The 21088-nt window shown below is 52.6% G+C and carries 19 protein-coding genes; 15 read left to right on the top strand and 4 right to left on the bottom strand.

Annotated elements, in window-relative coordinates; genetic code table 11:
* Positions 1-192 precede the first annotated feature (192 nt).
* The 11 genes from OGW16_RS05650 to agp all read left to right on the top strand — a co-directional run bounded on the left by OGW16_RS05650 (position 193) and on the right by agp (position 11319).
* Positions 193-2142 carry an FTR1 family iron permease gene (locus OGW16_RS05650; RefSeq protein ID WP_259651662.1) on the top strand — a complete coding sequence of 650 codons (1950 nt, stop codon included), beginning with the start codon at positions 193-195 and terminating at the stop codon, positions 2140-2142.
* A gap of 29 nt (positions 2143-2171) precedes the next feature.
* Positions 2172-2699, top strand: coding sequence for an iron transporter (locus OGW16_RS05645; protein ID WP_003035987.1), 528 nt, complete (start codon positions 2172-2174; stop codon positions 2697-2699).
* A 201-nt stretch (positions 2700-2900) separates the two neighbouring features.
* Positions 2901-4280 carry a Fe-S-containing protein gene (locus tag OGW16_RS05640; protein ID WP_286518060.1) on the top strand — a complete coding sequence of 460 codons (1380 nt, stop codon included), beginning with the start codon at positions 2901-2903 and terminating at the stop codon, positions 4278-4280.
* A 2-nt stretch (positions 4281-4282) separates the two neighbouring features.
* Entirely contained in the window at positions 4283-5566 is a 1284-nt protein-coding gene (locus tag OGW16_RS05635) for an ABC transporter permease (protein ID WP_087052685.1), read from the top strand.
* Entirely contained in the window at positions 5556-6686 is a 1131-nt protein-coding gene (locus OGW16_RS05630) for an ABC transporter permease (RefSeq protein WP_286518058.1), read from the top strand. Before OGW16_RS05635 ends, OGW16_RS05630 begins: the two co-directional genes overlap by 11 nt.
* A 4-nt stretch (positions 6687-6690) precedes the next feature.
* Positions 6691-7386: an ABC transporter ATP-binding protein gene (locus tag OGW16_RS05625; RefSeq protein WP_043015850.1), complete on the top strand. Its 696-nt coding sequence runs from the start codon at positions 6691-6693 to the stop codon at positions 7384-7386.
* Positions 7373-7858: a TlpA family protein disulfide reductase gene (locus tag OGW16_RS05620; protein WP_047412195.1), complete on the top strand. Its 486-nt coding sequence runs from the start codon at positions 7373-7375 to the stop codon at positions 7856-7858. The genes OGW16_RS05625 and OGW16_RS05620 overlap by 14 nt, the downstream gene beginning before the upstream one ends.
* A gap of 24 nt (positions 7859-7882) precedes the next feature.
* Positions 7883-8371, top strand: a complete 489-nt coding sequence (locus OGW16_RS05615) for a hypothetical protein (protein ID WP_043015852.1) — start codon at positions 7883-7885, stop codon at positions 8369-8371.
* A gap of 86 nt (positions 8372-8457) precedes the next feature.
* On the top strand, positions 8458-9213 hold the full coding sequence (locus OGW16_RS05610) for a sulfite exporter TauE/SafE family protein (protein ID WP_043015853.1): 756 nt from the start codon (positions 8458-8460) through the stop codon (positions 9211-9213).
* Between the two features lie 69 nt (positions 9214-9282).
* A complete protein-coding gene (locus OGW16_RS05605) occupies positions 9283-9990 on the top strand; it encodes an ArsR/SmtB family transcription factor (RefSeq protein WP_047412189.1) in 708 nt (235 codons plus the stop codon).
* Positions 9991-10077: 87 nt separating this feature from the next.
* Positions 10078-11319 (top strand): bifunctional glucose-1-phosphatase/inositol phosphatase, encoded by a 1242-nt coding sequence (gene agp / locus OGW16_RS05600; protein ID WP_043015855.1) that lies wholly within the window; start codon positions 10078-10080, stop codon positions 11317-11319.
* A gap of 38 nt (positions 11320-11357) precedes the next feature.
* Here the strand turns inward: agp and OGW16_RS05595 are convergent, their stop codons facing one another.
* Together OGW16_RS05595 and wrbA are read right to left on the bottom strand one after the other, a co-directional pair.
* Positions 11358-11585, bottom strand: coding sequence for a YccJ family protein (locus OGW16_RS05595; protein ID WP_003036015.1), 228 nt, complete (start codon positions 11583-11585; stop codon positions 11358-11360).
* A gap of 20 nt (positions 11586-11605) precedes the next feature.
* Complete coding sequence (gene wrbA / locus OGW16_RS05590) at positions 11606-12202, bottom strand: NAD(P)H:quinone oxidoreductase (protein WP_003036019.1); 597 nt, start codon at positions 12200-12202, stop codon at positions 11606-11608.
* 386 nt (positions 12203-12588) lie between these two features.
* Between wrbA and OGW16_RS05585 the strand changes: the two genes are divergently transcribed.
* The 3 genes from OGW16_RS05585 (at position 12589) to rutR (ending at position 14538) form a co-directional block, all read left to right on the top strand.
* Positions 12589-12762, top strand: a complete 174-nt coding sequence (locus OGW16_RS05585) for a con-10 family general stress protein (RefSeq protein ID WP_003036022.1) — start codon at positions 12589-12591, stop codon at positions 12760-12762.
* 164 nt (positions 12763-12926) lie between these two features.
* The gene (locus tag OGW16_RS05580; protein ID WP_286518056.1) at positions 12927-13841 is read left to right on the top strand and encodes a DMT family transporter; all 915 of its coding nucleotides are present in this window, start codon (positions 12927-12929) and stop codon (positions 13839-13841) included.
* A gap of 58 nt (positions 13842-13899) precedes the next feature.
* The gene (gene rutR, locus OGW16_RS05575) at positions 13900-14538 is read left to right on the top strand and encodes an HTH-type transcriptional regulator RutR (protein WP_043015857.1); all 639 of its coding nucleotides are present in this window, start codon (positions 13900-13902) and stop codon (positions 14536-14538) included.
* Here the strand turns inward: rutR and OGW16_RS05570 are convergent.
* Positions 14535-14930 carry a lysozyme inhibitor LprI family protein gene (locus OGW16_RS05570; RefSeq protein WP_075144857.1) on the bottom strand — a complete coding sequence of 132 codons (396 nt, stop codon included), beginning with the start codon at positions 14928-14930 and terminating at the stop codon, positions 14535-14537. The genes rutR and OGW16_RS05570 overlap by 4 nt on opposite strands.
* A gap of 58 nt (positions 14931-14988) precedes the next feature.
* Entirely contained in the window at positions 14989-18951 is a 3963-nt protein-coding gene (gene putA, locus OGW16_RS05565) for a trifunctional transcriptional regulator/proline dehydrogenase/L-glutamate gamma-semialdehyde dehydrogenase (RefSeq protein WP_286518055.1), read from the bottom strand.
* A 422-nt stretch (positions 18952-19373) separates the two neighbouring features.
* Between putA and putP the strand changes: the two genes are divergently transcribed.
* On the top strand, positions 19374-20882 hold the full coding sequence (putP, locus tag OGW16_RS05560) for a sodium/proline symporter PutP (RefSeq protein WP_032936247.1): 1509 nt from the start codon (positions 19374-19376) through the stop codon (positions 20880-20882).
* The last annotated feature ends 206 nt before the right edge of the window (positions 20883-21088 follow it).

Here is a 21088-nt window from a genome sequence, read left to right as displayed (position 1 = left end):
CCTTAGAGTCTATAAACACTCCTGTCTTAACGTCTGCATCAATAAATCCAGACTGTCTCAATTCTGTATTCATCACATTTTCATGAAATAAATTTACATAACTTGTCACCTGTTGACATTTTTATGATCCAGGTCATGTACAGCACAATCAAAAATCGGTAATGATAATAATTATCATTTGTATTTTACGGGATGCGTGCCGTGCGTAAGTTCAGTTTTTTCCTGCTGACCACTTTCTGTAGCTTGTTTGTAAGCCTTCACGTATGGGCTGCTACAAACTATGCGCCGTTTATTGAGGATATTGAGCAACGTCTTGATAAAACGGCAGAACTTTACTCTCAACAGCAAACAGATGAGGCGCGACGCACGGTGCAAATGGCCTACTTTGAGGTATTTGAAAACCTTGAAGGTCCTATTCGAATCAACATTTCCGCCAGCAAAAGTTATGAGATGGAAAGCGCTTTTGGTGAGATCCGACGCATGATTGGCGAAAAAAAATCTTTCTCAGACGTGCAGGCCAAAATTGACTGGCTTAAAGCTTCGTTGCGTGAAGTTGAACCCGTGTTAGATGGCGGGCATCGTCTGGTTGCCGAAGAGCAGCACAATGCGTTTTCCAGAACGGATATCGCCGTACACTGGCAAGAGAGTTTTCGCATTATCGACGATTTGTTGGCCCAGGCGGTAAATAACTATCAGGCTGGGAATTTAAGCGTAGCCAGCCAGAACGTCCAGCAAGCGCACTATCAGGGTTTCAAAAACTCAGAGATGGAAATGTCGGTCAGACAGAATCGATCGGCAAAAGACGCAGCTGCGATCAATCAGCAATTTTCTGCGCTGATTGCGCTCACCGCGCAGCCGGATCGCCTGAATGATGTTTCATATCAGGTCACTACTTTGGTACAGGATATTGAGGATCTTCTGCCAGGCCTGCCCACTACCCGTGACGAACAGCAGGTTACAGCGGAACAAAATACGGGAAGTGCTCCAGTGGCTGAGGATGACAAAGCTCGCGCAGACTGGACTGCCGTGTCTTTAGGTATCCATCAAAGTATTCAGGACGCGATTGCCCGCTATCAGCAGGGCGATGCGAAGAATGCCATTCTGGATGTTCAAGATAGTTATTTTGACCGCTTTGAAGCCAGCGGTATGGAAAACAAGATTGGCTCTCGCGATTCGGCGTTTAAGACCTCGCTGGAGGCTTACTTTACGCGTCTGGTTAGTCTGATGAAAGCTGGTCAGCCAGTGGAAAGACTCAACGCCGAAGCCAGCGCGCTGGAGCAGGACTTACAAAAAGCGGTGGCGATGTTGGGGGAAGGAGAAGAGACCCAGTGGAGTCTGCTGCTCTATAGCCTGATGATCATTGTCCGCGAAGGTCTGGAGGCACTGCTTATCGTGGCGGCCATCGTAGCTTATATGGTGAAAAACAATCACCAGGATAAGTTGCCGCTGATTCGCCAGTCGGTGGTTGTCGCGCTAATCGCAAGCGTCATTACCGCTGCGATATTCCAGCTCCTGTTCACTAATTCCGGTGCCAGTCGTGAATTGCTGGAAGGCGTAACGATGCTGATTGCCGTCGTTATGCTGTTCTTTATGAGCTACTGGTTACTGTCAAAAGTCGAGGCACGCCATTGGAAAGCCTGGCTGGAAGGAAAGCTGTCTCACTCACTTTCCCGCGGTTCACTGGTTGGACTCTGGCTGACAAGCTTCCTGGCTGTTTACCGTGAAGGGGCGGAAACGGTGCTGTTTTACTATGCCCTGGTCGGGGACGCGAATGATATTTCTGGCCATATGGCGATTGCAGCAGGTTTTGCTATCGGCTGTGTTGTCCTGCTGGCCGCCTGGCTCCTCATGCGCTACTCGGTCGTACGTCTGCCGTTGAAGCCATTCTTTATGTTTACCGGCAGTTTTATGTACCTGATGGCTTTTGTATTTGCGGGCAAAGGGGTTCTGGAACTGGTGGAAGGCAAACTGTTCCAGCCAACGTTGATTAACGGCATGCCTGAAATCAGCTGGTTGGGAATTTATCCCTACGTGGAAACGTTATTACCGCAGATTGTATTACTGCTTGCGGCGCTGGTGGCGCTGTGGGTGATGCGGCGGAAAAGCTCTGTTCCAGGGGAAACGATAAAAAATAATCTATAGCTGTTATTTAAGACGAGAGGATATGTCTGATGACCATGAAGAAAACCCTGATTGCCAGTGCAGTGATGGCGGGTATTTTCACTGCTCCGGCCGCGTTTGCCTTTAAGGAGTATCCGGCGGGCGAGCCTGTCACCATGAATGAGATGGAACTGGCCGCTGTGTATCTGCAGCCAATCGATATGGAACCGCGCGGCATGGGGTTACCGGCAGCAAAAGCCGATATTCACCTTGAGGCGGATATTCATGCAGTAGAAGGCAGTAAAAATGGTTTTGGCGCAGGCGAGTGGATCCCTTATCTGACCATCAGTTACACCTTAATTAACAGTGATACAGGTGAAAAACAAGAAGGTACTTTCATGCCGATGGTCGCCAGCGATGGCCCTCATTACGGCGCTAACATCAAGATGATGGGGGTGGGTAACTATAAAGTGACCTACCACATCGAGCCGCCGTCAAAAGCGGGAATGCATCGTCATACAGACAGTGAAACAGGCGTTGGCCGCTGGTGGAAACCATTTGATGTGAGCTATGAATTTAAATACGTCGGCCTGAACTAAGCGCTTTTCCCATCAGGCTGCTTTATTTGCCATGTTGGGCCGGGCAGTGCTCCCAATCCTATGTACGAGGTGTACCTATGATTTGTTTTGCGCTGCCCACATCCAACCTGACTGCAAACTATTCCCTCTGATGGGCAGGCTCTAAATTATCGATATATCTGGATAGTTACATCATTCAATCCGCCGTACAGAGTCGATGTTATGAGTTATTTTTTTGTCACGACACTACAGGTTTTTTTCTGCGTTGCGTTGCTCTCCGGGGTTCTCTGGAGTCGCAACGATCCCCCTTCTTTGCGCCCACTTGTCTGGACCTTACTCACAGGCTTAATCGTTGGTGTGTTGGTGGGGCTCACCCTCCGTGGTTCGCAGCCAGTGCAATTACTGCTGGTCGGTACAGAAGTGATGATTACGCTGTTGTTTGTGTTGAGCTTCTGGTGGGTATCAAACCGCATTCGCTACCTGTGGCAGGGGATTCTGGTGTTTGGCGCTGCCCGACACTGGGCACTGGATCCTAATCTCGGCGGATTAACCAGCACCCATGTACTCAATACCGATCTGCTGTTGAATTTGACGGCAATGCTATTGGCATTTGCGATTCTCTGCCTGGCGGGAGTGCTTTGCGCCATGCTATTGCGTCGGATTCGTGGACTTTACTGGCCGTTAACCCTGATTCTGATGGTAATGATTTGGCTGCCCTTAAGCGGCAATCTGTTGCTGTTATTAATGAAACTGCAGGTACTGCCGCTGGCGAAATCGCTATTGAGCTTCGTGGCCAAAGTGACAAACAACGCGGCGATGTATAACTGGTTGGGGGCCGCTCTGTTACTTGTTCTGGCGCTGTGTTGGATACCGGCGCTGCTTCGCGCTATCCGACAGACGCGTGAAGCCGATGAGCCGATAGCACATCGACTGGCGTTGGCGCATCGTCGAAATGCGTTTCGTCTTTGGCTGGTGACGCTAGGGTGTGCGGGGGTCGTGATCGCCGGACAGCTTTGGTGGGAAAAAGTCGCCTCTCAGCCTCTGCAATTGTCAGAGGCAATTCCGGTACAACTTGCCAGTGATGGCATGGTTCATCTGCCAATAGAACAACTCCGTGATGGCAAATTGCACCGCTTTGTCTGGGTAGCAGATGATGGTAAAGCTGTACGTTTTTTCGTGATTAACCGTTATCCCGACAAGTTGCGTTTGGGTGTGGTTTTTGATGCCTGTTTGCTGTGTGGCGATCAGGGCTACGTGATGGAAGGGAATCAGGTTATTTGCGTGGCCTGCGGGGTACACATTTTCATTCCTTCGATTGGTAAACCTGGTGGTTGCAATCCGGTGCCGATTGAAAACTGGCGTAATGATGAGAAAGAGCTGGTGATCCCGGGTAAAGAACTGGCTGCTGGCGTGAATTATTTCTCGACGGTAATGACCATCAAGGTGACCGACCCGGTTGACGGCTCCACGTTGACAAATACCTCTGCTGACTACAAATACAGCTATGGCGGCAAAACCTGGTTCTTCTCATCTGAGGCAAATTACGACCGCTTCCGTAAAACACCGGAACAGTTCGTTTCTGCCGAATTGAGGGAGGAGTAACAATGTTGTGGCGAATGTTACGACAATCCTGGGGGCGCAATCTCCGGCGCAAGGGGCTGGCTATTGTAACCGTCTTTCTTGCTTCCAGCCTGATCTCCGCACTGCTGGCGGTGTCGATTGATATTGGCGATAAAATGTCCAGAGAGCTGAAGTCTTATGGTGCCAATATTTTGATTGAACCAGCCGGGCAGGCGGCACTGCCTGCGCTTTTCAGTGAAAACAGTAATCCACTCTCAGAACAGGATTTCCTGGATGAAGTGGAACTACCAAACATCAAGGATATTTTCTGGCGTAACAACATTGTCGGCTTTGCTCCTATGCTCGGCGGTGATATCGACATCGACGGCAAAAAAATACGTATTCTTGGCACCTTCTTCAGTCAGCCGGTGGATATTCCAGATGAAGAAGGGTTTGAAACGGGGCAGAAAATGGTAAGCCCGTTCTGGCAGGTTACTGGTCAATGGCCACAGGAGCCTGTTGGTGATGTCCCTCAAACATTGGTTGGCCATGCGTTGGCACGACAAACGGGCTGGAAGCCAGGCGATCAACTGGTAATTCGTACCAGTAAAACAGCGTTGAACGTGACCGTCAGCGGAATCCTCTCTAGCGGCGGGGATGAGGATAACCAACTGGTTATGCCGTTGCGCACGGCGCAAGCGCTGCTTGGTTTACCCGGTAAAGTGCAGGCTATTCGTGTCTCGGCGCTGACGGTACCGGAAAATGAGCTGTCGCGTCGGGCGCGTGAAAATCTTGACGCATTGAATGCTGAAGAATACGACCTTTGGTACTGCACGGCCTATGTCTCGTCCATTGCACATCAACTGGAGGAGGCTATTTCTGGTGCAGAAGTCCGTCCAGTGTGGCAGGTTGCTGCATCCGAAGGGGTCGTTATCGATAAAATTCAGTTGCTGATGGCGGTCGTGACCGTCGCAGCACTGGCGGCTTCGGCGATGGGAATTGCGTCCCTGATGACCAGCACCATTATGGAACGCGCTAAAGAGATCGGCCTGATGAAGGCGCTTGGCGCGCATCAATGGCAAATCATGCTGCTGTTCTATCTTGAAGCCGCTTCCAGTGGACTGGCCGGAGGAGCATTGGGATGTATAGCTGGTTGGGGAATGGCGAAAGCGATTGGCTTGATGCTATTTGCTGCACCACTGAATTTTGCCTGGATTGTGGTGCCATGTGTACTGGTGATTGCGGTCCTGATTGCCCTGATTGGCACCTGGTTCCCGGCTCGGCGTATTGCCCGCTTGTATCCTGTGGAGGTGCTGTATGGCCGCTAAACGGACAATGCTCTGGTTACTGGTATGGCGGGCGCTGCGTCTGCGCTTTCAGCGGGTTAGCGTGGTATTTGCCGCATTGATGGTGGGGGCGACCATTGTGACCGCGCTGTCAGCGGTGTGGTTCGACATCAATACCAAAATGAGTGAGGAATTACGAACTTTTGGCGCAAATTTCTATATCGGGCCAAGCCATGGCTCCAGTATGCCGCAGCAAGAGCAGCAGACCATTTTAGATCAGGCGCCACAAGGCCTGGTTCATGGAGCCAGCCCATGGCTATACGGTATGGCGCGCACCGAGCTGGAAAAGGTGGTGATTGTCGGCGTGTGGTTTGAATCCTTACAAAAGCTGGTGCCGTACTGGCAGGTTCAAGGGAGTTGGATTGGTGTCAGTTTCGACGATCGCAATGCGATGATAGGCGTCAAACTGGCAGAGCGCCTTAATGTCCAGCCGGGCGATAGCATTATTCTGGTGGATCACAATCAGCGTAAAAACTTACAGATTAAAGGCATTGTTGAAGCCGGTGATGCGACAGATAACATGTTGATTGTGAGTCTTGATGTGGCGCAGGCGTGGCTGCATCAGCCCGATAAAATCAGCCATGGACTCATGAGTGTCAGTAATGATGTCGGCCAGGTGGAAAACTTTGCCAGCCGTTTACAGGTTCAATACCCGGACCTGGAAATACGCCCAATCCGGAAAGTCTCTGCTTCAGAAGGACAGGTGCTGGATAAGATAAAAGGCTTAATGGGGCTGGTTTCGGTCGTGATCCTTGCACTGTCATCTTTGTGTGTGAATACCACGTTGATGGCCATTGTTGGTGAGCGAGCCCGGGAGTTTGCGCTGCAAAAAGCGTTGGGAGCCAGCAACGGCGATATTGTCCGGCAAATCCTTCTGGAAACCTGCATTATCGTGCTGGCAGCAGTGGTTTGTGGGTGGATATTAGGATACGTGTTAGCCCAATTGCTTGGGCTGACCGTATTTAATGCCGCTATTTCACTACGCTGGCCAGTGCTGCCGGTCACCCTGACATTATCTTTACTGGTCGCCATTCTGGCGGCGATTGTCCCGGTCCGTCGTGCGGTCAGCGTCGAACCCGCAAAAGTGTTGAAAGGAGAGTAACGCCATGTCCGTTATGCAGACCCCGTCAATGGCAATAGAAACCCGCCATTTATATAAACGGTTCGGCGATGTTACCGCCTTAGATAATATCAACCTGCAAATAGTGCAGGGCGAGTTTGTCGCTATTATGGGCGCCTCAGGTTCAGGGAAAACGACACTGATGAATATTCTGACTTGCCTGGATACTGCAACAGAAGGTCAGGTATTTTTAGATGGGATAGATGCTGCCGCACTGGATGAAGAGGGGCGCCGCCGTTTTCGCGCAGAAAAAATAGGGCTGGTGTTCCAGCAGTTTCATCTGATCCCGTTTTTAACCGCGCTGGAGAATATCATGTTGGCACAGCACTACCACAGCGTTGTGGATGAAGCTGCTGCCAGAAAGGTTCTGGAACAGGTGGGGCTTGGACACCGGGTAACGCACCTGCCGAGTCAACTTTCCGGAGGGGAACAGCAACGGGTGTGCATTGCCCGCGCTCTGGTCAATGAACCGCCGGTAATTTTTGCCGATGAACCCACGGGTAACCTTGATGAAGAGAATGAACAGCGGGTGCTCGATCTACTCACAGATCTGCATCGTCAGGGGCGTACGATTGTGATGGTGACACATAACCCGGCGCTTGGGTTGTTTGCCGATCGTATTATCCGTCTGCAACATGGCAAATATTTGGGTGAGGAGGCTAATCAAAATGCGCTGGATTAACATATTAACTCTCGCCACTTTGGTTCTGATTAGTGGATGTAAGGAAGAGAAGTTGGCGGTTGGACAGCAAGCCCCGGCGCTGGCAACATTCGACTTGCAGGGCGGAGAGGCCGGGCTTGAACGCTGGCGTGGAAAGGCTGTTTATCTAAACTTTTGGTCGGCGAGTTGCGGTGGCTGTCTTGCCGAAATGGACGCGCTGGAAGCGCTAAGTAAAAAGTGGGGTGATAAGGTTGTGGTGGTGGCAGTGAATACCGATCCGGCGACGGTTAAAATAGATGGCTTACTGGCGAAACATCAGGTTTCTTACCCGGTACTTCGCGATCAGCTTAAGATTTCCCAGGAGCGATATCAGGTTATCGGTACGCCAACCTCTGTGTTGATTGACAGGGAAGGTCGCGTGCTGGAATTACACCAGGGGATGCGGAAATCATCTGAGTTAGATGCGACGTTTGCGCGCATGGCCGCCCGATGAACGCGATACAGAGAGAAACGCTATATGGCATTCCGGTGGAATAAAGAAAGTCTGGCCGTCCTGCATGAAAATGCAGGTGTTCTTACGACGGAGCAGATTGCACTGATGCTTCGCACCAATATTACGGTTGTGCGCAATATGGCGTATCGACTGAAACTCAGCCTGCGGGTATCCGCCTACAATCAAAAACGTATTGAGCAAGTACAAACTCTCTATACGTCTTCTGAACCATTAAATCTGAAAGAGATTGCAGCAAAAACCGGACTGACATTCAGTACGGTGCAGTACATTGTATATGTGAAATTAAAAAGTAAACCGTATACCAAACGGGAATACGTTTCCTTTGAAACTGACGATGCGGTTCATTATCGGATACAACGGGAGTTCATTGATACTGAACGTTCCCTTCTGCACAACATTCCAGATAATACACGCTTTCATCAATTGTACCTGACAGACGGAACTTTATATTCTGCACGTAATATTCGCAGCGAAGTGATTATCTCCGATTAATCGGATGGCATATTTCGTTACCCGACGAAGCAAGTATTCATATTAGCGTTTAACCTGGCTTATCTTTTTTTGTGGGAAAATAAAGAATGGCCAATGTATACGCGTATGAATCCGCTCTGGTGATGATGATTACCGCCACGTTTGTCCTCGCCGGGATGGTGAAAGGCGTTACGGGTATGGGATTGCCCACCGTGGCTATGGGGATCCTGGGGTCGCTTATTTCGCCGGTTGCCGCGGCAGCCATGCTGCTGTTGCCTTCACTGATTAGCAATCTTTTTCAGTTTGGCGGTGGCGGAAATACGCGTCAATTACTCAGACGACTATGGCCAATGCTGTTGACGGTGGTGGTAGCGACACTGCTTGCCAGCGCGTGGATTACCGGTGGCGACACCACCCGTACCCAGTTTGCGCTCGGCGTGGCGTTGGTGGCTTACGCTATCTGGACGCTGGCTGGAAAGAAAATCGCGGTGGCTCCGCAGCATGAAAAATCGTTTTCCCTCGTCATTGGATTTGTGACCGGCTTATTGACTGGCGGAACCGGCGTGTTTGTAATGCCCGCCGTACCCTGGATCCAGTCATTGGGGTTTGAGAAAGATGAACTGGTACAGGCGCTCGGGATCTCTTTTACGTTTTCGACCCTGGCATTGGCGCTTGGTTTGTGGTGGCACAATGCGCTGCCCGTACAGTCGCTAAGCTTATCGGCGTTGGCCATTGTTCCTGCGCTGATTGGTCAGTGGTTAGGAACCCGTGTGCGACGGGTTATTTCTCCTGTTGTGTTTAAACGCTGTTTTCTGTTTTGTCTGGTTGGGTTGGGTATGGAGATGATGTTGCGTGCGGCGTGACCGGTGCGGTGACTTTAGGGCGCTATCATGGCATCGTTACTTCAGGCATTCAGGGGCAAAGAGGTCGCTATGGCATCAGAGATGTTAAGTGAAGAAGAGGGCGCTCTGGAGTCGCGAATGGCGCTCACTGCGGCTGCTATGGCCGATAAATCGCGCTCGCGTATGCTGTGCGCCTTGATGGATGGCCGCGCCTGGACCGCAACCGAACTTAGCGCTGTGGCGGATGTATCAGCGTCGACTGCCAGCGCGCATCTGGCGCGTCTGTGCGAACAACGCTTTGTTGTGGCGCTTGCGCAGGGCAGGCATCGTTATTTTCGCCTTGCAGGTTCCGATATTGCTGAACTGCTGGAGCGTTTGATGGGGGTGGCGTGGGCGACATCAACGCCCCGCAAAATCACGACGCCGCCAGGCTTACGGCATGCACGAACCTGCTACGATCATCTCGCCGGGGAGGTGGCGGTGAGGCTGTTCGACACGCTGGTTTCCCGTCAGTGGTTAACGCCGGATGGTGAAACGCTAACGCCGCTTGGGCAGGAAAAGCTGGCCCAGATGGGGATTGTCCTCGCGACGGGTTCATCCCGGCGGAAGCTAACCTGCGGTTGTCTGGACTGGAGCGAACGACGTTACCATCCCGGCGGCGAGCTTGGCGCATCGCTGCTACGCTGGATGACTGACCAGCGTTGGATAAAAACGGAACTCAATAGCCGACGCGTCACCTTCACTCCGCTTGGCATTCGCAAACTCGAAAGCGAGTTCGGTGTGAAAACGACACGGTAGATGGTTCGTTTTGCGAAAGCGTTCCCGGAAATATGTCATATTTCTGTCACACTCTGTTGTGATTGATAACAACAAGAGGTCGTAGGGATGAATAAATCGTTAATCGCCACAGCCGTGGCAGGCGCTGTATTATTGTCAGCCGCCGCGCAGGCGCAGACCGCGCCGGAAGGCTATCAGCTTATGCAAGTATTGATGATGAGTCGGCATAACTTACGCGCACCTTTAGCCAACAATGGCAGCGTCCTTGAGCAGTCGACCCCAAAACAATGGCCAGAATGGGATGTCCCCGGAGGACAACTCACCACCAAAGGCGGTGTGCTGGAAATCTATATGGGCCACTACATGCGAGAGTGGCTGGCAGAACAGGGGATGGTGAAATCGGGCGAATGTCCGGCACCGGATACGGTTTATACCTATGCTAACAGCCTGCAGCGTACGGTTGCTACGGCGCAGTTTTTTGTCACCGGTGCTTTCCCGGGGTGCGATGTTCCGGTCCATCATCAGGACAAAATGGGCACCATGGATCCCACATTTAACCCAGTGATCACTGATGATTCCGCCGCTTTCAGCCAGCAGGCCGTGCAGGCAATGGAGAAAGAGCGCAGCAAAATGCAGCTCAACGACAGCTATCAGTTGCTGGAGCAAATGACTGACTACAAAGACTCACCGTCCTGCAAAGAAAAACAGCAGTGTTCCCTGACCGATGCCAAAGATACATTTAGCGCGAAATACCAACAAGAGCCTGGGGTTTCGGGGCCGCTGAAGGTAGGGAACTCTCTGGTTGATGCCTTCACGCTGCAATATTACGAAGGCTTCCCGATGGACCAGGTTGCCTGGGGGGAGATTAAATCCGATCAGCAGTGGAAGGTTCTGTCGAAGCTGAAAAACGGCTATCAGGACAGCCTGTTCACCTCCCCGGAAGTGGCGCAGAACGTTGCTAAACCGCTGGTGAAATATATTGATAATGCGCTGGTTACTGAACGCGCGAAAGCGCCGAAAATAACGGTGCTGGTGGGGCATGACTCCAACATCGCATCGCTGCTCACCGCGCTGGATTTCAAACCCTACCAGCTTCATGACCAGAACGAGCGTACGCCGATTGGCGGAAAGATTGTCTTCCAGCGCTGGCATGACAGCAACGCAAATCGTGATCTGATGAAAATCGAGTACGTGTATCAGAGCTCGCAGCAGTTGCGTAATGCAGACGTTCTGACGCTGAAATCCCCGGCGCAGCGCGTAACGCTGGAGCTGAAAGGGTGTCCGATAGATGCGGATGGTTTTTGCCCGATAGATAAGTTCGACAGCGTGCTGAATGAGGCGGCTAAGTAAAAGAAAAACTCCCCCGTGTTCGCGGGGGAGTCTGAGCGCTAAACGTTTTTACGTTCGATAGTCTGTTCACCCCAAAAGAGCGAATCTTTGTCTGTTTTCTCAAAGGCTTTGATGAGTACCTCGTCGCTACCTTCTTCCCAAATTTTTTCCGCCAGCTTCTCGTCATAATGCGCGACTTCAAAAATGGCTTCGGCTATTTCCGGCGATGTATTGCGCAGACTTGCCCATTCGCCGACGCGATGGGCTTTCGCTTCTTGAGTTGGCATTCGAATCCTCCTGTTGAAGATTAGCCGTTGAGTTTTACTGCCAGACCAGCGACATATTCACCCTGATAGCGGGCGATAGATAACTCTTCCTGACTTGGCTGGCGAGAGCCGTCGCCTCCGGCGATAGTGGTTGCGCCGTAAGGTGTACCGCCGCGAACTTGAGAGACATCAAACAGCTCTTGCGCTGCGTAGCCGATAGGCACAATCACCATCCCATGGTGGGCAAGCGTCGTCCAGGTTGAGGTAATGGTTTGTTCCTGACCGCCGCCGGTCCCCGTTGAGCTGAATACGCTGGCGAGCTTGCCGTACAGCGCGCCGGAAGCCCACAGCCCGCCTGTCTGGTCGAGGAAGGTGCGCATCTGACCGGACATATTGCCAAAGCGCGTAGGGGTACCAAAAATAATAGCGTCGTAATCAGCCAGTTCTTGCGGGGTTGCGACTGGTGCGTTTTGCGTTTTGCCACCAGCCTTAAGGAAAATCTCAGGCTGCATGGTCTCTGGTACGCGCTTAATAATCACTTCCGCGCCATCTACCTTATTTGCGCCTTCTGCGACTGCATGGGCCATAGTTTCAATGTGTCCGTACATGGAATAATAAAGCACCAGAACTTTTGCCATTTTACACTACTCCTCGAGTTAACCGTGTCCGTAGCGACTCGCTACCTACCTTTAAAGATATGACGTACTGTCAGGAGTGCAAATTTCACAATCACTTCTTTGATTTATAACAATTTTTATAACAACTCCTCTTGTTGCAAAATGATACATATTTAACCGGGTAAAATTCGGTAGTCATAAGAAAGACTTATTGATTTCTTAGTGTGACTATTTCTTGAACATCATCAATCCTGTTGCAGGATATTACAGTTAGCGGCCGCCCAGGCCACGCTTCACTATGCTTAATCCCACGCAGTTATTTTCAGGGCATAGCCCATAACGCTGCGTGAGGTATCACTCCTCAGTACCTATGCAATATGATGTCTAATCAATGACGGAGGTCAGTAATGGCAAACCATCGGGGCGGTTCCGGTAATTTTGCGGAAGACCGCGAAAGAGCATCAGAAGCAGGTCGAAAAGGTGGCCAGCACAGCGGGGGCAACTTTAAGAATGACCCGCAACGCGCTTCAGAGGCAGGTAAAAAAGGGGGCAAAAATAGCCACGGCAATAACAAATCGTAATTGTCGGGCTATCTGTCAGATATGTCGTGACGGCTGAAGGTCAGAGCCAGACGTTACGTAGCCACCTACCGCCGCCGGTTTGTTCCGGCGGTTTTTTTGTCTGCAAGGTTGAACTGTAACAAAACGCAACGCAGACTAATGACATTCAGTTACTCGGGTGTCTCATGTCATTACTATCTCGTTATTCCTTCTCTGTTAAACCTCAGGAAGCGATCCTCATTGTGATCACCATGTTCTGGGGTGGCACGTTTCTGGCGGTGCAATATGCCGTTACCCTGAGCGGGCCTTTTTTCTTTGTTGGTGTCCGTTTTGCCACCGCCGCGCTGGCGGTCGCGCTTTTGTCTTTCCGCACATTGCATAAGCTGACGTGGCTGGAAGTTAAAGCAGGCGTTGCGATCGGTATCGCAATTGCGCTGGGCTATAGTTTGCAAACCTGGGGGCTACAGTTTATTCCCAGTAGCAAGTCGGCTTTTATTACCGCGATGTACGTGCCGTTGGTACCGCTTTTACAATGGCTGTGTCTGGGACGTATGCCCGGACTGATGCCGTGTGTCGGCATTGTGCTGGCCTTTATCGGGTTGATTTTTCTCGCCGGACCGGGAGGTAATTTGCTGGCTTTAGGTGAAGGCGAGTGGATAACACTTGCTGGCGCGGTGGCGATTGCGGCTGAAATTATCCTGATTAGCGCGTGGGCGGGAAAAGTGGATGTACGTCGGGTAACGGTAGTGCAACTGGCGACCGCTTCGATAGTGGCGTTTATTGCGATGGGCCCGGCCAAAGAGACCGTACCGCCAATGTCTACCGGATTGCTGGTTGTGGCGCTGGGGCTCGGAATTTTCAGCGCGATTATTCAGGTCACCATGAACTGGGCGCAGCGCAGCGTTTCGCCGACGCGAGCGACGGTTATTTATACCGGTGAGCCGGTGTGGGCCGGGATTTTTGGTCGTCTGGCGGGTGAACGCTTACCTTTACTTGCCTTGCTTGGCGCGGCATTCATTATTGTTGGTGTGCTGGTCAGTGAACTGAAGTTCAAAAAGAAAAAAGCGCAGCCGCAAGAGGCGCCGCCGGAGTCGCTTTAATTTAACCATTCACCGCGTGATTTGGTATGCTGACGCCCTCACAAGAAGGAGAGGGCGCATGGTCCAACGCGCAGAGAAAAAAACAGGTAAGCGCTCGCAGGCCGTCAGTGCAAAACGCCAGGCCATATTAACCGCGGCATTAAATATCTTCTCCCAATATGGGATCCACGGCACGCGTCTTGAACAGGTTGCTGAGCAGGCGGGCGTATCAAAAACCAATCTGCTTTATTACTACCCGTCAAAAGAGGTGCTTTATATCGCTGTTTTACGGCAAATCCTCGACATCTGGCTGGCTCCGTTGAAGGCTTTTCGCGAAGACTTTGCGCCGCTGGTGGCCATTAAAGAATACATTCGCCTTAAGCTGGAAGTATCGCGCGATTACCCGCAGGCCTCACGGCTGTTTTGTATGGAGATGCTGGCTGGGGCGCCTTTATTGATGGCTGAACTGGAGGGGGATCTTAAAACGCTGATTGACGAGAAATCCGCGCTGATTGCCGGTTGGATAAAAAGCGGAAAACTGGCTCCGGTCGATCCGCATCATCTGATTTTTATGATTTGGGCTTCAACCCAACACTACGCCGACTTTGCCCCGCAGGTAGAGGCGGTGACGGGCGCAACGCTACGTGATGAAGCCTTTTTTAACCAAACGGTGGAGAACGTACAGCGGATGATTATTGAAGGGATCCGCGTACGTTAACTGGCTGGCGGCAACGGGCAGCTTAAATCACCCTCTTCACACTGTAACAGTGAGGCGAGAAACGCTTCGCGCTCGTTGGTTTTATCGGTCAGGCACTGGCTGGATATCATCGCCTGGGCGCTACCGCCTTCGGTGCCAGAACTGATTAACGCGCAGTCTGCATCGCGCAGGGTTATCCATGAGGTTTGCGCTTTTTTCAGTAAATCTCGCTGGGTTGGGGCGGCGCGCTTCAGCGCATTCTGATACGTTTCATTAAGTTTAGCGTCGGCCGCCTTATATTGCTCTGCTGCACAGGTGTTCATCTCAATCTGCGTGTTCGCGTTGGCGCAGTCATCCGCCAGCGCCTGGCCGCTCAGCAGCAGCGCTGCACATGTCAGTACGATTCGTTTCATGCTTCCCTCTGGCTTCATAAAAAAGGCCCCGTTACCGGAGCCTTAATTAACCATAACCTTAGCCGATTGTCATCAGGCTGGCGTTACCCCCAGCCGCGGCGGTATTGACACTCAGGGAGCGCTCAATGTACAGCCGTTCCAGCAGAATATTGCTTTCGCCGCGGGCAAAGCCCTGGACCGACACGATCGCCCCTTCGCGGGCCGCCACTGCTTCGCACAGTGCGCGAAGCTGATCGGAATCGCCGTGGAAAATAACCGCATCAAACGGCTGGGTAGTGATGTTGTCCGCTTTGGCAAACTGAATGCGCCCGGAAACCGCGGCTGGCAAACGTTTTGCCAGGTCACGATGGAACGCATCATCTGGCCACAGGATTAAGCTCCCTACGGAAACCACCGCCGCAAGCTGTACCAGCGCGTCCTGTTCATCATCAGCGATACACAGCACGCGTTCGCGCGGCAACAGTGTCCAGGTATTGCGTTCACCGGTTGGCCCTGGCAGCAGACGTTGGGTTCCGGCCTGCGCCAGTTCGCCAAACTGCTGGCAGAGAGCACGCAGCGATGGACGGTCGGTTGCCCATTCGCTGAGCGCTTCCAGCGGCTGAACAAGTGCAGCCTTAAGCTGCGCATCGACCGGATAGTCCGCATCCTGACGGGCAAGCGTAATGCCTAACGCATTTTCCGGACGGTTTGCCAGCAGGCGGTACAGATACAGCGGTCCACCCGCTTTTGGTCCGGTTCCTGACAAGCCTTCGCCACCGAATGGCTGCACCCCGACGACGGCGCCAACCATATTGCGGTTAACATACAGGTTCCCCACGTGTGCCGAGCCTGTAACCTGGGCGATGGTTTCATCGATTCGGGTGTGTACGCCCAGCGTCAGGCCGTAGCCGGAGGCATTGATTTGTTCAATCAGGTTGCCCAGATTGTTACGGGTGTAACGCACAACGTGCAGTACCGGACCGAACACCTCTTTTTGTAATTCGTCGAAGCTTTCCAGCTCGATAAGCGTCGGCGCGATAAAGGTACCGGTTTGCCATTCACGCGCATCGTCGCTGTTTTCGCGCGCGGCCTGGAACACCGGGCGTCCTTTGGCGCGCATGGCCTGAATATGGCGCTCAATATTGGCTTTGGCTTCTTCATCGATAACCGGCCCAATATCGGTGGTCAGGCGACCCGGGTTGCCCATACGGCATTCCGCCATCGCACCGCGCAGCATTTTCAGCGTATGATCGGCTATATCATCCTGCAGACACAGGACGCGTAGTGCGGAACAGCGCTGCCCGGCGCTGTCAAAAGCAGAAGCCAGAACGTCGACCACGACCTGTTCCGTCAATGCGGAAGAGTCGACAATCATGGCGTTCATCCCACCGGTTTCGGCGATAAGCGGGATTGGACGCCCCTGCGCATCAAGGCGGGTCGCGATATTGCGTTGCAACAGCGTGGCGACTTCCGTTGAGCCGGTAAACATGACGCCGCGTACGCGCTCATCGGAAGTGAGCTGTGACCCGACGGTTTCACCCTGACCTGGCAGCAGTTGCACTACGCCCGGCGGTACACCCGCTTCGAGTAAAATAGCGATACCCTGGGCGGCAATCAGCGGGGTTTGTTCCGCAGGTTTTGCCAGCACGCTATTACCTGCCGCCAACGCGGCGGCAATCTGCCCGGTGAAAATAGCCAGCGGGAAGTTCCATGGGCTGATACAGACCACCGGCCCTAACGGACGATGGGTTTCATTATCGAAGTCATCGCGGACCTGACCAGCATAATAGTGCAGGAAGTCGACCGCTTCGCGCACTTCCGCAATGGCGTTGCTGAAGGTTTTACCCGCTTCGCGCACCAGGATGCCAATCAACTGCTGCATCTGACCTTCCATCACAACGGCGGCGCGATGCAAAATAGCGGCGCGCTCTTGTGGTGGGGTGGCGAACCAGATCGGCGCGTTATTTACCGCGTTCTGCAACGCCTGTTCCACTTCGCTGTGAGTTGCTTCTCGCACGTAACCGACAATGTCTTTCGGCTCAGCCGGGTTAACCACTGGCGTCATTTCACCGTCAGCAACCGGATGTTCGAGCATCGGTTTAGCGTGCCATTTTTGCAGCGCGCTGTTGAGCAGGGCAGAAGACAGCGAGGCCAGACGATGTTCGTTCGCTAAATCCAGCCCGCCTGAGTTTTCGCGACCTTTACCATACAGGTCACGCGGCAGGGCAATTTTCGGATGCGGCAGCCCGGCCTGGCCTTCCTGCTGCGCCAGTTTTTCAACGGCTTCGACCGGATCGGCCACCAGTTCATCCAGCGGCAGGGTAGTGTCTGCAATGCGGTTGACGAACGAGGTGTTGGCGCCGTTTTCCAGCAGACGACGCACCAGGTATGCCAGCAGCGTTTCGTGCGTGCCGACCGGTGCATAAATGCGGCATGGACGGTTCAGCTTGCCATCGGCAACTTTGCCGGTGACCTGCTCATACAGCGGTTCGCCCATGCCGTGCAGGCACTGGAACTCGTACTGACCCGGATAGTAGTTCTGACCGGCTAACTGATAAATTGCCGCCAGCGTATGGGCGTTGTGGGTGGCGAACTGAGGGTAGATCAGATTCGGTACCGCAAGCAGTTTTTTCGCACAGGCCAGATAGGAAACATCGGTGTACACCTTACGGGTGTAGACCGGATAGCCTTCCAGACCGTCCATTTGCGCACGTTTGATTTCGCTGTCCCAGTAGGCGCCCTTAACCAGACGGATCATCAGGCGACGGCGGCTGCGCGTGGCGAGGTCAATCAGGTAGTCGATAACATACGGGCAGCGCTTCTGATAAGCCTGGATAACAAAGCCGATACCGTTCCAGCCCGCCAGTTCAGGTTCAAAGCACAATTTTTCCAGCAGATCGAGGGAGATCTCCAGTCGGTCGGCCTCTTCGGCGTCAATGTTGATGCCGATGTCGTACTGGCGCGCCAGCAGTGTAAGCGACTTCAGACGAGGATAGAGTTCATCCATTACGCGATCGTACTGCGCACGACTGTAACGCGGATGCAGCGCCGACAGCTTGATAGAAATGCCAGGCCCTTCATAGATACCGCGGCCATTAGAGGCTTTACCAATGGCGTGGATCGCCTGCTGGTACGAAACCATATAAGCCTGGGCATCGGCGGCGGTCAGAGCCGCTTCGCCCAGCATGTCGTAAGAGTAGCGGAAACCTTTTTCTTCCAGTTTACGCGCGTTAGCCAGCGCTTCGGCGATAGTCTCTCCGGTGACGAACTGCTCGCCCATCAGGCGCATTGCCATGTCGACGCCTTTACGCACCAGTGGTTCACCGCTCTTGCCGATAATACGGTTGAGTGAGCGTGAGAGGCTGGCTTCGTTATGCGTAGAAACCAGACGACCGGTAAACAACAGCCCCCAGGTCGCCGCGTTGACGAACAGGGAGGGGCTGCGTCCAATGTGCGACTGCCAGTTGCCGTTGCTAATTTTGTCGCGGATTAACGCATCGCGGGTTGCCTTATCGGGAATACGCAGCAGGGCTTCCGCCAGACACATCAGCGCGACGCCTTCCTGTGAAGAAAGGGAGAATTCCTGCAATAAACCTTGTACCATCCCGGCGCGGCCGCTGGCGGTCTTCTGGTTACGCAGTTTGTCGGCCAGATCGTACGCCAGTTTATGCGCTTGCTCGGCGATGGGTTGCGGCAGACGTGCCTGCTCCATCAGCATCGGCACCGCGTCGGTTTCGGCGCGGCGGTACGCGGCGGTAATTGCCGCGCGCGAAACTGACTGCGGCAGGATCTGTTCGGCAAATTCCAGGAAAGGCTGATGCGCGTCATTCTGCGGCGTGGTTGACTCCTCACCCTCATTCGCGGCACCCGCCAGCAGGGCTGGCAGCTCAGGAAGCGCGTCGTCATTTTCCAGTCTTTCGAGATAATTAAAGATGGCTTGTTTGATCAGCCAATGTGGCGTGCGATCGATTCGTGATGCTGCTGTTTTAATACGCTCGCGAGTGGCGTCATCCAGCTTAACCCCCATCGTGGTGGTTCCCATGCCGTTTACTCCTGTTGTACTTAAATACGGGGCTGATAGTTACCGAGAAATATCTACCATGTTGCAACTTTGTGCAACCGTGTTAAATGTGACTTGGTTTGCAAGCTTGGAAATGAATGAAATGTTAATAAATATGAGCGTTATGAAAGAGGCTGTAATAATTGCCGAATCTTTTTCTCTGCGGTAGTTAACACTTTTAAAAGGTGCAACCGTAAAAAGTGTGAGAGAGTGCAACCTACAGAAAAATGCTATCTACTCTGGATCAAATTTGATGTAAATGATGTGTTAAATCGATTGAGAATAACCATCGCTTCCGGCAGGATACGGTCGCCCTGGTAAACATAGATATCTTTGCCACGTTCCGGCAGGGTAATAAAACGGCAAGCCACGGCATTGCTGATACATAATTTTGGAGAGTTTTGATGGCTATTAGCACACCGATGTTAGTGACATTCTGTGTCTATATTTTCGGCATGATATTGATAGGGTTTATTGCATGGCGTTCAACCAAAAACTTTGACGATTACATTCTTGGTGGACGCAGTCTGGGTCCATTCGTGACCGCGTTATCCGCCGGGGCATCTGACATGAGCGGCTGGTTGCTGATGGGTTTGCCTGGCGCGATTTTCCTGTCGGGCATTTCAGAAAGCTGGATCGCCATCGGCCTTATTTTGGGCGCATGGATCAACTGGAAGTTGGTGGCCGGACGTTTACGCGTACATACCGAATACAATAACAATGCGCTGACGTTACCGGATTACTTTACCGGTCGCTTTGAAGATAAAAGCCGAATTCTGCGTATTATCTCCGCGTTGGTTATTCTGCTGTTTTTCACCATCTATTGTGCTTCAGGGATTGTGGCAGGGGCGCGTCTGTTTGAAAGCACCTTTGGCATGAGCTACGAAACAGCGCTGTGGGCGGGCGCGGCCGCGACGATCATTTATACCTTTATTGGTGGTTTCCTGGCGGTAAGCTGGACAGATACCGTCCAGGCCAGCCTGATGATCTTTGCTCTCATCCTGACGCCGGTAATGGTCATTATTGGGGTAGGTGGATTTGAAGATTCGCTGGAAGTGATTAAACAAAAGAGCATTGAGAACGTGGACATGTTCAAAGGGCTGAATTTTGTTGCCATCATTTCCCTGATGGGCTGGGGTCTGGGTTACTTTGGCCAGCCGCATATTCTGGCGCGCTTTATGGCGGCAGATTCCCACCATAGCATCGTTCATGCTCGCCGTATCAGCATGACCTGGATGATCCTGTGTCTGGCAGGTGCCGTGGCCGTAGGCTTCTTTGGTATTGCTTACTTTAACAACAACCCACAGCTTGCCGGTGCCGTTAACCAGAACGCTGAGCGTGTATTTATTGAACTGGCGCAAATACTGTTTAACCCATGGATTGCCGGTATTCTGCTGTCTGCGATCCTCGCTGCGGTTATGTCGACTCTGAGCTGCCAGTTGCTGGTGTGCTCCAGCGCAATCACCGAAGATTTGTACAAAGCGTTCCTGCGTAAAAATGCCAGCCAGAAAGAGCTGGTATGGATTGGCCGCATCATGGTGCTGGTCGTGGCGTTGGTGTCCATCGCGCTGGCGGCGAATCCGGAGAACCGCGTACTTGGTCTGGTAAGCTATGCCTGGGCCGGCTTCGGCGCGGCGTTTGGTCCGGTAGTCCTGTTCTCCGTAATGTGGTCGCGTATGACCCGCAACGGCGCGCTGGCGGGGATGATCATTGGTGCGGTGACGGTAATCGTCTGGAAGCAGTTTGCCTGGTTGGGTCTGTATGAAATCATCCCGGGCTTTGTTTTCGGCAGCATCGGTATTGTGGTCTTCAGCCTGCTGGGTAAAGCGCCATCAACGGCTATGCAGCAACGTTTTGCCGAGGCTGATGCGCATTATCACTCAGCTCCGCCATCGCGTTTACAGGCAGAATAATCTGCCTTTGTCCTCAGGCTCGCTGTGTGCGCAATACCGTTCGGTTAAGCATGTATGGAGAACGTTTTACCCTGAATTAGTTTCCGTTCACCTTATGTGCATTGCTTCTCTGATATCGCTATACCTGTGAACGTGCAAGGGAGGCTCACCGCCGCCTCCCTTGCATCCCAGGCTCCCGGCGGGAAAATCGTCGCTGCGCGAGCTAT

This window comes from Citrobacter sp. Ce104 (assembly GCF_030334595.1).
GTDB lineage: Bacteria > Pseudomonadota > Gammaproteobacteria > Enterobacterales > Enterobacteriaceae > Citrobacter > Citrobacter europaeus.
This window is presented reverse-complemented; position numbering and strand designations above follow the sequence as displayed.